This is a genomic window from Streptomyces sp. NPDC004721 (assembly GCF_053601495.1).
In genome coordinates, this window is record NZ_JBSGBZ010000001.1 from 91058 (window position 1) to 103153 (window position 12096).

A 12096-nucleotide genomic window follows, 5' to 3' on the forward strand; every position below is an offset into this window, starting at 1 on the left:
CGCTACCCCGTTGTTTGCCGTCGACTGGCCGGGAATCCATCCCGTGACAATGGTGCATCTTGCTGAACGTGCACATCAGATCACAAGGAGTGAGTTTTCAGATACTGATAGAGAGCGCCAAGGAGCCCAGACGCCGTCCCACCTCGTGTTGCAGCCGACGTGCGGCGGGCAGCAGCCGGTCCGCCTGACGGGCCGGCAGGGAGAGGGCCATCGCGGCCGCCGTGGTGCCCACCGTGATGGGAATCGCCGCGCACACCGCCCCCAGCGCGTACTCCTGCCGCTCGGTCACCGGCTCCATCGGCCGGGCCCGTTCCAGGCGCCGCAGCACCGTGTGCTCGTCACGGACCGTGTACGGGGTGAGGGACCGCACGGGGTAACGGTCGAGGTGGTCGCGGCGAGCCCTGTCGTCCAGCTGGGACAGCAGGCACTGGCCGATCGCGTGCGCGTGCCCGGTTTCGCGGAAGCCGGCCCATTCCTCGACCGCCGGGATGGCCGCGGTGGCGGAGACGCACATGAGCTCGATCTCGCCCTCGCGGTACATCGCGTAGTACAGCGGCGCACCGATGGAATCCCGCCACTGGGCGAGCGCCTCGACGATCGTGGTGCGACGTTTCTGCGCCGCTCCGCTGCTACTCAGCCGCTCGGTGGCCTCACCCAGGAAGAACAGGCCCTGGTCGCGGCGCAGATAGCCCTCGTGGACGAGGGTGCGCAGGAGGTGGTAGGTGGTGGGCAGGGCCAGGCCCGTCTCACGGGCGAGCTGCTTGGCGGGTGCCCCGTGCTCGTGCCGCGCGACGGTCTCCAGCAGGCGCATCGCGCGCTGCACGGATCCGATGAGGGTGGGGGGCTGCTGAGGCCTCGGCTGCTCCGGGACCGTGGCCCTGGGCCGTTCCAGGGGGGCCGACGAACGCGGCTGCGCCGGGAGGGCCGTCGAGCGGGACGGCCCCCGGGGTGCGGGCGGCGCGTGCCGTTCTGCGGGTGCGGTGTCAACCGTGGCCAAGGGGTCACTCCCGTAGCGCGAGGGGGGCAGCCGTGCGGGGAACACGCATGGGGGTGTACGCCGCCTGCGGGGGCCGGCCCCCGCGTCGATCTCCGGACTTTATCCGCCTGTCACCGCACACGGACGGCTTGTCCGGGAAACTTCCCTCCCGCGAGGGAACCGGCGATTCCCGTTACCGGTTCACCGGCGCCCTCCGGCACTCACCAGTCGCTGCGTGAGGACGACCCCGCCATGAACTTCCGCACGATGTAGATCAGCCCGCCGACCAACGCGACGAAGATCAGCACCTTGAACAGCAGCCAGACCACGAAGCCGATCACGCTCGCTATCACGCCGCCGAAGACGACCAGAGCGATGACGGGCACCGCGATCCACTTCACCCACCACGGCAGACTCGCGAAGATCTCTCGCATTGCCCTCGTCCTCATCTCTCCGCCGGCGCGGTGCCGGGCCCTGTCGGCATCCCGCACTCCCCGGTGCGGGCCCTGTCGATGTTCTGCACTCGATGCTAGAGCCGGGAGGGCGCCCCGCGGAGCCCTCGCACCCCTTGTCCTGCCCTGACCGGTCCCCTAGGGAACCCCGAGACGCCGCCTCAGGCTTCCGGGGGAGAGAACACCACCAGGACCCGAAGATCCTCGCTGATGTGGTGGAACTTGTGGGCGACTCCGGCCGGCACGTACACCACGCTGCCGCGGGCCACCTCGGTCGTCTCCAAACCGACCGTGATCGCGGCGCGGCCGCTCACGACGAAGTACACCTCGTCCTGGTTGTGCGGCTTCTGCGGGTCGTGCTCGCCCGCGTTGAGCGCGTACAGACCGACCGACATGTTCCGCTCCCGCAGGAACTGAAGGTAGGCACCCTCGTTGGCGGCTCGTTCCGCCTCCAGTTCGTCCAGCCGGAATGCCTTCATCGCCCTCGCCCGTACTCGTAGTCGATCTGGTCTGCCACGATCAGACACATGAAGAATTTCGTAGTCAAGACGATCGCCAACGCGGGCGCCCTGGCGGTCGCCGTGTGGCTGCTCGACAAGATCACCCTGACCGGCGACAGCACCGCCAAGAAGGCCGGCACGCTGATCGTCGTTGCTCTGATCTTCGGGCTGGTGAACTTCCTGGTCAAGCCGATCGTGAAGGTACTGACCTTCCCGTTGTTCATCCTGACACTGGGCCTGATCACCCTGGTGGTCAACGCTCTGATGCTGCTGCTGACGTCGTGGGTGTGCGGCAAGCTCAACCTGAGCTTCCACGTCGAGGGCTTCTGGACGGCCGTCCTGGGCGGCCTGATCGTCTCGGTCGTCTCCTGGGCGCTGAACCTGGTCCTGCCGGACGAGGACTGAACCGAGGGGCCGAGGAAGCGCCCCGAGAGAGAAGTGGGCGGCGGACCGCGCACCGCTCGCCGCAGGACGACAGCAAGCGAAGGAAGGCAGAGCGGTATGAACGACTCCGCTGCGGACGACCCGAACGGCACGCGGGAGCAGCCCCGTTTCCCCACCGGCGCCGGTGACGGCACGCGTGCGGTGCGGGCCGGGCTGCCCGAGCCGGTCAAGCACGAGCCGACACTTCCGGGACCGGTGTTCGCCGCCCACTTCCATCTGCCGGGCGACCCCACGGGCCCGTACACCTACGGCCGCGACGAGAACCCGACCTGGACGCTGCTGGAGCGCGCCATCGGCGAGTTGGAGGCACCCGGACAGGACGGCGTCGAGACGCTCGTGTTCGCCTCCGGCATGGCCGCCATCTCGTCGGTGCTCTTCTCCCAGCTGCGCGCCGGGGACGCGGTGGTGCTGCCCAGCGACGGCTACCAGGCGCTGCCCCTGGTGCGCGAGCAGCTTCAGGAGTACGGGATCGAGGTACGCACGGCGCCGACCGGCGGGGACGCCCAGCTCGACGCGCTGGACGGGGCACGGCTGCTGTGGATCGAGTCCCCGTCGAACCCGGGGCTGGACGTGTGCGACATCCGGCGGCTGGTCGAGGCGGCACACGCGCGTGGCGCCCTGGTCGCCGTGGACAACACCCTGGCGACCCCGCTCGGACAGCAGCCGCTGGCGCTGGGCGCGGACTTCTCCGTGGCCAGCGGCACCAAGCAGCTCAGCGGACACGGCGACATCCTGCTGGGATACGTCGCCGGCCGCGGCGGCGAGGCCATGGCGGCCGTACGCCGCTGGCGCAAGATCGTCGGTGCCATCCCGGGACCGATGGAGGCGTGGCTAGCCCACCGTTCGATCGCCACCCTGCAACTGCGCGTCGACCGGCAGAACGCCTCCGCCCTCGCTCTCGCCGAGGCGCTGCGCGGTCGGCCCGAGGTGACCGGGCTGCGCTACCCCGGGCTGCCCGACGACCCCTCCCACAAGATCGCCTCACGGCAGATGCGGCGCTACGGGTGCGTGGTGTCCTTCACGCTGCCCACGCGTGCGCGTGCCGAGCGCTTTCTCGACGCGCTGCGGCTCGTGGACCCCGCGACGAGCTTCGGCGGGGTGCGCTCCACGGCCGAGCGGCGCGGACGCTGGGGCGGCGACGCAGTGCCGGAGGGCTTCATCCGGATGTCCGTCGGTGCGGAGGATCCCGAGGACCTGGTGGCGGATGTGCTGCGGGCGCTGGACGAGTCGGCCGAGCCGGCCCACTGACCGCTTCCCGGACACCGGCCGGTCCCTGGCAGGCCCCTGACGGATCTCCTGCGAGTCCCGGCGGTCTCCGTCTGCTTCCGTTTGCTTCCGTCCGCTTCCGTCCGTGCACAGCGGGCGGTCCGAGCCTCCCCCCTCGTGGCTCGGACCGCCCTCGGTTCCGCGCGCGAAGAACCGCGCGAACAAGGCTAGTTGACTCTGTGTCAGTGTCCAATCACAGTAGCGACAGAGACCTATCGACATATTTATAGTTGGGCGGGGCCGGGGGGTCGTACGAAAGGGCACCAAGAGGGGTGGGCGTGCCATGGATCTGGCATTGCTGCGCACGTTCGTGACCGTGCACCGCGCGGGCTCCTTCACCCGCGCCGCGGCGCTCCTCGGCCTCTCCCAGCCGGCCGTCACCTCCCAGATCCGCACGCTGGAACGGCAGCTGGGACGGCCCCTGTTCCTGCGCCAGGCCCGCGGTGTGACGCCCACGACCATCGGCGACGAGCTCGCGCACAAGGCCGCGCCGCATCTGGACGCGCTCGTGGAGATCACCGAGACCGGCCTCGACGACGAGTTCTCCCTGCGCACGCTGCATCTGGCCGGGCCACCGGAGTTCATCGCCGAGCGGGCTCTGCCCGCACTGACCGGGCTGACCGGCGACGACGGGCAGGGCTTCGCGCTGCGCACCTCCTTCGGGACCGCCGAGGAGACCCTGGACGGCCTGTCCGCCGGACATCACGATCTGGCCATCAGCACGGCCCGGCCCCGCGGCGGACTGCTCACGGCGGCTCCGCTGTGCGACGAGGAGCACGTCCTGGTCGCCGCTCCACGCTGGGCCGAGCGGATCGATCAGACGACACCGCGCCGCACGGTCGTGCCCGCCCTGGACACCGTCCCCGTGATCGAGGTCCACGAGTCACTTCCCTTCGCCTCCCGCTACTGGGGCTCGGTCTTCGACGCCCGGCCCGCGGCCTCCGGCACGGTGATCGTCCCCGATCTGCGTGCGGTCCTCGCCTGCGTGGTGGCGGGCGCGGGGCTCGCGGTGCTGCCCCGGTATCTGTGCACGGCCGCCCTGGGGCGGGGGGAGATCGTGCCCCTGCACGAGCCGACGGTGCCACCGCTGCGCACCTACTTCCTCGCGGTCCGCACCGGAACGCTGGCGATGCCGCACATCGCGCGGGCCCATGAATGGCTGCTGCGAGCGGCCACTGCCTGGTGCTGAACGGAGAAGAAGGAAGGGCAAGAGAGGAGAAGGGGGTGGGAAGGGAGGAGAAGAGGTGGGAAGGGAGGAGAAGGGCGCGGCATGAGACCGGGGCGGCGTGCGATGTTTCACGTGGAACCAGCCGGGCCACATTTCTCCCATGACCGTCCGACCCGTGGTCAAGCGCACCGCCCGTGCCGTTCTCCTCGACGGTGACGACCTGATCCTGATCAAGCGCACCAAGCCCGGCGTCGATCCCTACTGGGTCACTCCCGGTGGCGGGGTCGAGCCCGGGGACGCAACCGTCGTCGACGCCCTGCACCGCGAGGTGCACGAGGAACTCGGCGCCAAGATCACCGACGTGGTGCCCTGCTTCGTGGACACCGTGGAGCACATCGGCGAGGACGGCGGCGCGACCGGTGTGAAGGTGCAGCACTTCTTCGTCTGCCGACTGGAGTCCATGAACCCCTCCCAGCGGCATGGCCCGGAAGTGGACCAGCCCGCCGGCGAGTACGAGATCGTACGGGTGCCGTTCACACGGGTCGGCATCGCCTCCGTCCATCTGGTTCCGCTGTCCCTGCGCCACTACCTGGACGGAAACATCGAGGGCGTGCGAGCCATGCACGCTCCCGACCTGGGCTGAGGAACAGGTCACCCGTGCGTGGCCAAAAGCACGTACGTCCGGTCCGAAACGGGTGGACGCCGAGGGGGTCCTTCGGACAGCCTGACCTGCGTGTCGACTCCTTCTCCCTGTCATTCCCCCATCCGCCGCCTGACGCTTCGCGATCTCACCGCCTGCGCCGACTTGTCCGAGGACCGGGGGTGGCCGCGGGAGGAGCACAAGTGGAGCTTTCTTCTGACGGCCGGGACGGCCTACGGCATCGACGACCCGGACGGAGGGCTCATCGCGGCGTGTGTCGTGAGCGAGTACGGACCGCAGGGCCGCCCGGATCTCGGCGCCATCGGCATGGTCCTGGTCGCCGAACGACATGCCCGCCAGGGCATCGGACGACGGCTGATGCGCCACGTGGTCTCGACGATGGGCAGCACCCCCCTGACCCTCCATGCGACCCCGCTCGGCCGCCCGCTCTACGAGGAGCTGGGCTTCAAGACCACCGGCAGGGCGGAGATGGTGGTCGGGCACTTCACACCGGACGAGTCGCGACCTCCTATCGCCACGCGCGCGGCCACTGCGGCAGACCTCGCGGGCATCCTCCGGCTCGACGAGGAGGTGTTCGGCATTGATCGAACCCCGGTCATCACACGACTGCCCGCGTTCGCCGACCAGTTGCGCGTCGCCGAGGAGCACGGCCGGATCATCGGCTACGCGGCGGCCTGGCCCAACATGGACACCCATGTCGTGGGTCCCCTGATCGCCCGGGACACGGAGACGGCCAAGGCCCTGATCGCCTCCCTCGCGGCCCGAACCGACCGCCGGCTGCGCACTGACATCGACGTACGCCACGAAGAGCTGCTGGCCTGGGTGACGGAACGTGGGCTGGCGCCGGTGATGCGCAACGACGTCATGATGTACGGCATCGCGGAGCCGCCCGGGGACTGGACCCGCCGGTTCGCACCGCTCACCGTGGCGGCGGGCTGAGGCGACCGCTCCGGGCCGGCGCCTCGACGGCGGCCCCTGTCTTTCGCCTGGCCGAGAACCGATCTTTCGTCAGGCGATGGTTGCGCACGCGCGATATCTTCAAAAGCTGTCTATTGTTGCGCTGCCCTATCCTGGATTCAGCCGCTCCGGGACGGAGGAAACGCCCATGACAGCGACGGACCCCGCGCTGACCGCCCTAGCCCAGGGCTGGTCCGCGCTCGCCCTGCTGCACGGCAGGATCGAGGCGCACGTCGAGCGCGCCCTTCAGGCCGGGCACGACCTCAGCGTGCGCGAATACTCCCTGCTCGACGTGCTCAGCCGGCAGCACGACGGTGAGGGCGGCCATCTGCAGATGAAGCAGGTCGCGGACGCGGTCGTCCTCAGCCAGAGCGCCACCACCCGACTGGTCACCCGGCTCGAGGACCGCGGGCTGCTCGAGCGCTACCTGTGTCCCACCGACCGCCGCGGCATCTACACCAACGTCACCGAAGCCGGTCTCAAGCTCCTGGCCCAGGCCCGGCCGACCAACGACGGCGCCCTGCGCGAGGCACTCGACGAAGCCGCGAAGAACCCGGATCTGGCACCGCTGGTCCGGGCCGTCGAGTCCTTGCACGCGACAGCCCCGGCATAGGCCCGCACCGGCATGGCCGGTACGAGCCGGACCACCCCATAGGGTGCGGGCCATGGAAGATCTCGCCATACGAGCCGCTGTCGCCGCCGACGTCCCCGCCATCGTGGCCATGCTCGCGGACGACCCGCTGGGGGCCCAGCGTGAGTCCCCGGACGACCTCGCGCCCTATCTGTCCGCGCTGGAGCGGCTCAGCGCCGATCCCCACCAGCACCTGGTGGTCGCCGTGCGCGAGGACCGCGTCGTGGGCACGCTCCAGCTCACGATCGTTCCCGGCCTGTCTCGGCGCGGCTCCACCCGGTCGATCATCGAAGGCGTCCGCATCCACGCGGACGAGCGCGGCAGCGGCCTGGGCACGCGGCTCATCGAGTGGGCCGTCGACACATCACGCCGCGAAGGCTGCCAGTTGGTCCAACTGACCTCTGACAGGACACGCACCGACGCCCGCCGCTTCTACGAGCGGCTGGGCTTCGAAGCCTCGCACCTGGGCTTCAAGCTCCAACTGTGAGCATCTCGAACCCGAACGCTCTGAGGGGCGGGCGTTTCACGTGAAACGCCCGCCCCTCAGGGGCTTCCCGGGCCCTATCCGATGCCGCGCCACCCTTCCGGGTCCACGCCACCGGGCACGGAAGCGTCCACGTCGTACGGCTGACGCGTGAGCACGAACGACCCGAGGTCCAGATGGTCCACGGACCCGTCCGGCCGTCGCACCACCCGCAGTACCTCTCCGGCGTAGTAGCCCTCCAGTCCCGTCCAGGTCCCGTCACCGTTCGCCCGGAACCGCGAACGCCGGCCGTTGCCGGACAGCGGCTCCAGCGAGGCGAGCCCGTCAGCCGTCAGCCGCAGACCGAACCCGTAGGTCCCCCAGTACCACTGCCCCGCCAGTTCCAGCACCGCCGGCTCGACCTTCCGCAGCGGTCGCCAGGGCTCCGGGATCCGCGGCTCGGCGTCGGCGACGATCCGCACGAGGTCGGCGCCCACCGTGGCGACCGCCGGCCCGGACGTGCAGTTCGCCAGCACCACCGCGGCCACGTCGTCGTCCACACCGATGGTGAGCGAGGCCAGGAAGCCCGGAAGCGACCCGCTGTGGCCCACGAGGAGCCGCTCCCCCCAACGCCGCACCTCGAGCCCCAGGCCGTACGCGTACCCGGACGCCACATCCACCGCCTCGGGCGGAGCCGCCGGAGTCCTCATCTCCCGCAGCGACTCGGCGCTCAGCACCCGGTCGTCCCCCTGAACCAGGAAGACGGCGAAGCGGGCCAAATCGCCTGCCGTGGACCACAGTTGCCCGGCCGGAGCCATCCGCCCGAGGTCCTCGGCGGGCTCGGTCAGCAGCGCATCGGCCCAGGGATGCACCGCCCAGCCCTGCGCGTGCGGCGCCTCGGGGCGGGCACTCGTGCGGTGCAGACCCAGGGGTTCGAGCACTTCCCGCCGCAGAACCTCCTCCCAGGGAGCGCCCCGCAACTCCTCGACGAGCGCACCCAGCACGGTGTAGCCGGGATTCGAGTAGTGGAACCGCCGACCGACCGGATGCCGCAGCGGCTCCTCGCCGAGTACATCGGCCAGTTCGGGACGCAGCGACCCCGGAGACCTCTCCCACCAGGGCGCCGGCGACTCGGCGGCCAACCCGCCCGTGTGCGCCAGCAGATCGGCTACGGTCACCTCCCCCACGCCGGTGCCTGGCAGATGCTTCTCCAGCGGGTCCCCGAGGTCGAGCAGACCCTCGTCGCGCAGCCGCAGAACGAGTACGGCGGTGAAGGTCTTGGTGATCGAACCGATGCGGTACTGCGTGTTCTGGTCCGGTACGTGTCCGTCCACCGACGTCCGCGCCCCGTGCCAGACCGTCCGCCCGCCCCGCACGACCGCGGCGACGAGCGACGGCCCCCGTCCCTCGGCCTGGGCCACGGCGATCCGGTGCAGCAGCGCCCGGCGGGTGCCGGGAAGCAGGTCATCCTGAGTTGTCGTCATGCCCCCAGTCCACCCGGAGCGTCCGGCACACGTCGAGCAGATTTCACCGAACGGCCGCAGAGAGCCGTGCTCGGGCGGCCCGCGGTCGTGTAAGGTCTCGCCGCTCGTGACATGTCGATCTTGCGTGACCTGGGCGTTCTTGGCTGTCTCACGGCCTTGTCACCCGTGATCAGTCTCAAATCCGTGGCATTTCCTCGCGAGGGCGAGGTCGAGATCAGGCGGCTTGCCCGTGCCGGCCGAGTACACCACGCTGAGCCCCGAGCACGAGGACTACCGGCGAGCCCAGATCGCGCACCGATGAGTTTCCCGCGCCGCGCTGGTCTATACGCCGGACACTCACGGACGGAAGGCTGGGCCATGCGGAAACTGATCTACGGCATGAACCTGACCCTGGACGGCTACATCGCCGCGGCCGGCGACGACATCGGCTGGAGCGGACCGCCGAGCGACGAGCTGTTCCAGTGGTGGCTCGACCACGAGCAGGCGAGTGGCCTGTCGCTGTATGGGCGCAAGCTGTGGGAGACGATGAGCTCCTACTGGCCGACCGGTGACCAGCAGCCCAACGCCACCCCGGCGGAGATCGAGTTCGCGCGGAACTGGCGGGACACGCCGAAGGTGGTGTTCTCCTCGACGATCGACAAGGTCGACTGGAACACCCGCCTGGTCACCGGCGACGCGATCGCCGAGATCACCCGGCTCAAGGCCGAGGACGGCGGCCCAATGAACATCGGCGGCGCAACGCTCGCCGGGGCGGCCATGCGCGCCGGGCTGATCGACGAGTACGCGATCGCCGCCCATCCGGTCCTGGTGGGCGGCGGCACGCCGTTCTTCACCGCGCTGGACAGCTGGGTGAACCTGAACCTGGTGGAGACGCGGACGTTTCCCGGCGGCGTGGTCCTGACCAGGTACGAGACGAGGCGCTGAGCAGCTTCCCGCTGTCTCACGGCTTGGATGGGTGTTTCCTCTCACCGTCGCGGCGATCTCCCCCACCGCACACCCCCAAGCCCACGAGCGATGCCCCGTGAGCCCACGGTGTCAGCGGGCTTCTACCAGGGCACCAGCATCAGAGCCCAATCACCCATACGAGTGGGCGGCTTGACCTGCCAGTCTCAGACCAGTCTCAGATTCCTGTCAGATATGCCATCGCTTGGCCATCGCTCGTGAGATTTGGCCACGAAATCTGAGACCCTACAGTCGCCGGATCAGGTCTGTGCCATGTCCACGAACCGTGAGTAGTGGCCCTGGAAGGCGACCGTGATCGTCGCGGTCGGGCCGTTTCGGTGCTTGGCGACGATCAGGTCGGCCTCGCCGGCGCGCGGCGACTCCTTCTCGTAGGCGTCCTCGCGGTGCAGCAGGATGACCATGTCGGCGTCCTGCTCGATGGATCCCGACTCACGCAGGTCGGAGACCATCGGCTTTTTGTCGGTGCGCTGCTCGGGGCCACGGTTGAGCTGGGAGAGCGCGATGACCGGGATCTCCAGCTCCTTGGCCAGCAGCTTGAGGTTTCGGGACATGTCCGAGACCTCCTGCTGCCGGCTCTCGGCACGCTTGGAACCGCCGGACTGCATCAGCTGGAGATAGTCGATCACTACCAGCTTCAGGTCGTTGCGCTGCTTCAGGCGCCGGCACTTGGCACGGATCTCCATCATCGACAGGTTCGGGGAGTCGTCGATGTAGAGCGGGGCGGCCGAGACGTCCGGCATCCGGCGGGCCAGCCGCGTCCAGTCCTCGTCGGTCATCGTGCCCGAACGCATGTGGTGCAGGGCGACCCGGGCCTCGGCGGACAGCAGACGCATCGCGATCTCGTTGCGCCCCATTTCCAGCGAGAAGATGACGCTGGGCAGGTTGTTCTTGATCGACGCCGCCCGCGCGAAGTCCAGCGCGAGCGTCGACTTGCCCATCGCGGGACGCGCGGCGATGACGATCATCTGGCCCGGATGCAGACCGTTCGTCAGCGAGTCGAAATCGGTGAACCCGGTGGGCACACCGGTCATCTCCCCGCTGCGCGAACCGATCGCCTCGATCTCGTCGAGCGCGCCCTCCATGATGTCGCCCAGCGGCAGGTAGTCCTCGCTGGTGCGCTGCTCGGTGACCGCGTAGACCTCGGCCTGGGCACGGTTGACGATCTCGTCGACGTCGTCGTCGGCCGCGTATCCCATCTGGGTGATGCGCGTACCCGCCTCGACCAGGCGGCGCAGGATCGCCCGCTCGTGGACGATCTCGGCGTAGTACGCGGCGTTCGCCGCCGTCGGCACGGTCTGCACGAGCGTGTGCAGATACGAGGCACCGCCGACCTTGTTGATCTCGCCGCGTCTGGTGAGTTCGGCGGCGATGGTGATGGGGTCGGCCGGCTCGCCCTTGGCATAGACGTCGAGGATCGCCTGGTAGATCGTCTCGTGGGCCGGCTTGTAGAAATCGTGGCCCTTGAGGATCTCCACCACGTCGGCGATGGCGTCCTTGGACAGGAGCATGCCGCCGAGGACCGACTGTTCGGCGTCGAGGTCCTGTGGGGGAACGCGTTCGAAGGCAGAGCCCCCGTCGTCCCACGCACCGCTCTCCCGGCCGCGGTCGTGCTGCTCGTCCCGGCCGCGCTCCGCGTCGGGACGGCGGCGGGAGGCGGGCAGACGATCACTTGGACCGCTGTCGGCCCACGGATCGTCCAAGGGCTCGGAAATGCTCACCGAGCAGCCTCCTCCCGTCCGCCGAGCGGACCTCGCCGTGCCCCTCTTTTGTACGGGACGGCACTGACAAATGAGAGGCCCAACTCCGCTTCAGGCGCGTCAGGTTTATGACGCTTTGGAAGCCGGCGGACGGAGCGGGCGCCGGACCACGGTAGGGCCCAGAACAGCGTCAGCCAATCTGGTTATCCACAGGCCATGTGGACGACCGCCCCGATGCTGTGGAGAACTTGGCGGAACCTGTGCACGAGCCGGTGGACAGGCCTGTGAAAAAGCCCTCGGCGCCATCCACAGAACCACGCTGACCTGCTATTTTCCCGTCCACCGGCTGTGCAGAAGAAAAACTTTCCCAGTCGGATCAAGATCGCCTCGAACGGTACGCACAAGCGAACGCCACCAAACCTCAAGTAAGGACT

The 12096-nt window shown here is 69.3% G+C and carries 13 protein-coding genes; 8 read left to right on the plus strand and 5 right to left on the minus strand.

What is annotated here, in order from left to right:
* Nucleotides 1-97: 97 nt before the first annotated feature.
* From ACWEK3_RS00445 to ACWEK3_RS00455, 3 genes are all read right to left on the minus strand, one after another.
* Nucleotides 98-997 carry an IclR family transcriptional regulator gene (locus ACWEK3_RS00445; RefSeq protein ID WP_453248580.1) on the minus strand — a complete coding sequence of 300 codons (900 nt, stop codon included), beginning with the start codon at nt 995-997 and terminating at the stop codon, nt 98-100.
* A 200-nt stretch (nt 998-1197) separates the two neighbouring features.
* On the minus strand, nt 1198-1410 hold the full coding sequence (locus tag ACWEK3_RS00450) for a DUF5326 family protein (protein ID WP_141359891.1): 213 nt from the start codon (nt 1408-1410) through the stop codon (nt 1198-1200).
* A gap of 179 nt (nt 1411-1589) precedes the next feature.
* Nucleotides 1590-1907 (minus strand): cupin domain-containing protein, encoded by a 318-nt coding sequence (locus ACWEK3_RS00455; RefSeq protein ID WP_361421062.1) that lies wholly within the window; start codon nt 1905-1907, stop codon nt 1590-1592.
* Nucleotides 1908-1955: 48 nt separating this feature from the next.
* Here ACWEK3_RS00455 and ACWEK3_RS00460 point away from each other — a divergent pair, with 48 nt between their 5' ends.
* The 7 genes from ACWEK3_RS00460 to ACWEK3_RS00490 all read left to right on the plus strand — a co-directional run bounded on the left by ACWEK3_RS00460 (nt 1956) and on the right by ACWEK3_RS00490 (nt 7542).
* A complete protein-coding gene (locus tag ACWEK3_RS00460) occupies nt 1956-2333 on the plus strand; it encodes a phage holin family protein (protein ID WP_141359890.1) in 378 nt (125 codons plus the stop codon).
* A 96-nt stretch (nt 2334-2429) separates the two neighbouring features.
* The gene (locus ACWEK3_RS00465) at nt 2430-3620 is read left to right on the plus strand and encodes a cystathionine gamma-lyase (protein WP_450540778.1); all 1191 of its coding nucleotides are present in this window, start codon (nt 2430-2432) and stop codon (nt 3618-3620) included.
* Nucleotides 3621-3921: 301 nt separating this feature from the next.
* Complete coding sequence (locus ACWEK3_RS00470; RefSeq protein WP_390872968.1) at nt 3922-4827, plus strand: LysR family transcriptional regulator; 906 nt, start codon at nt 3922-3924, stop codon at nt 4825-4827.
* Nucleotides 4828-4966: 139 nt separating this feature from the next.
* Complete coding sequence (locus tag ACWEK3_RS00475; RefSeq protein ID WP_225076418.1) at nt 4967-5449, plus strand: NUDIX domain-containing protein; 483 nt, start codon at nt 4967-4969, stop codon at nt 5447-5449.
* Between the two features lie 90 nt (nt 5450-5539).
* Nucleotides 5540-6406 (plus strand): GNAT family N-acetyltransferase, encoded by an 867-nt coding sequence (locus tag ACWEK3_RS00480; RefSeq protein WP_453248581.1) that lies wholly within the window; start codon nt 5540-5542, stop codon nt 6404-6406.
* 166 nt (nt 6407-6572) lie between these two features.
* Nucleotides 6573-7037: a MarR family winged helix-turn-helix transcriptional regulator gene (locus ACWEK3_RS00485; RefSeq protein WP_361421049.1), complete on the plus strand. Its 465-nt coding sequence runs from the start codon at nt 6573-6575 to the stop codon at nt 7035-7037.
* A gap of 52 nt (nt 7038-7089) precedes the next feature.
* Nucleotides 7090-7542 (plus strand): N-acetyltransferase family protein, encoded by a 453-nt coding sequence (locus ACWEK3_RS00490; RefSeq protein WP_453248582.1) that lies wholly within the window; start codon nt 7090-7092, stop codon nt 7540-7542.
* Nucleotides 7543-7616: 74 nt separating this feature from the next.
* Here ACWEK3_RS00490 and ACWEK3_RS00495 read toward each other — a convergent pair whose 3' ends face one another.
* The gene (locus ACWEK3_RS00495; protein ID WP_453248583.1) at nt 7617-9002 is read right to left on the minus strand and encodes a serine hydrolase domain-containing protein; all 1386 of its coding nucleotides are present in this window, start codon (nt 9000-9002) and stop codon (nt 7617-7619) included.
* Nucleotides 9003-9359: 357 nt separating this feature from the next.
* Between ACWEK3_RS00495 and ACWEK3_RS00500 the strand changes: the two genes are divergently transcribed.
* Nucleotides 9360-9926: a dihydrofolate reductase family protein gene (locus ACWEK3_RS00500; protein ID WP_316763753.1), complete on the plus strand. Its 567-nt coding sequence runs from the start codon at nt 9360-9362 to the stop codon at nt 9924-9926.
* Between the two features lie 278 nt (nt 9927-10204).
* On the opposite strand, the gene dnaB is transcribed toward ACWEK3_RS00500, so the two are convergent.
* On the minus strand, nt 10205-11683 hold the full coding sequence (dnaB, locus tag ACWEK3_RS00505; RefSeq protein WP_450540291.1) for a replicative DNA helicase: 1479 nt from the start codon (nt 11681-11683) through the stop codon (nt 10205-10207).
* Nucleotides 11684-12096: the final 413 nt, after the last annotated feature.

Coding starts and splice junctions, on each gene's coding strand:
- ACWEK3_RS00450 (WP_141359891.1), bottom strand. CDS start 1,410: ATGCGAGAGATCTTCGCGAGTCTGCCGTGGTGGGTGAAGTGGATCGCG.
- ACWEK3_RS00455 (WP_361421062.1), bottom strand. CDS start 1,907: ATGAAGGCATTCCGGCTGGACGAACTGGAGGCGGAACGAGCCGCCAAC.
- ACWEK3_RS00460 (WP_141359890.1), top strand. CDS start 1,956: ATGAAGAATTTCGTAGTCAAGACGATCGCCAACGCGGGCGCCCTGGCG.
- ACWEK3_RS00465 (WP_450540778.1), top strand. CDS start 2,430: ATGAACGACTCCGCTGCGGACGACCCGAACGGCACGCGGGAGCAGCCC.
- ACWEK3_RS00470 (WP_390872968.1), top strand. CDS start 3,922: ATGGATCTGGCATTGCTGCGCACGTTCGTGACCGTGCACCGCGCGGGC.
- ACWEK3_RS00475 (WP_225076418.1), top strand. CDS start 4,967: ATGACCGTCCGACCCGTGGTCAAGCGCACCGCCCGTGCCGTTCTCCTC.
- ACWEK3_RS00485 (WP_361421049.1), top strand. CDS start 6,573: ATGACAGCGACGGACCCCGCGCTGACCGCCCTAGCCCAGGGCTGGTCC.
- ACWEK3_RS00490 (WP_453248582.1), top strand. CDS start 7,090: ATGGAAGATCTCGCCATACGAGCCGCTGTCGCCGCCGACGTCCCCGCC.
- ACWEK3_RS00495 (WP_453248583.1), bottom strand. CDS start 9,002: ATGACGACAACTCAGGATGACCTGCTTCCCGGCACCCGCCGGGCGCTG.
- ACWEK3_RS00500 (WP_316763753.1), top strand. CDS start 9,360: ATGCGGAAACTGATCTACGGCATGAACCTGACCCTGGACGGCTACATC.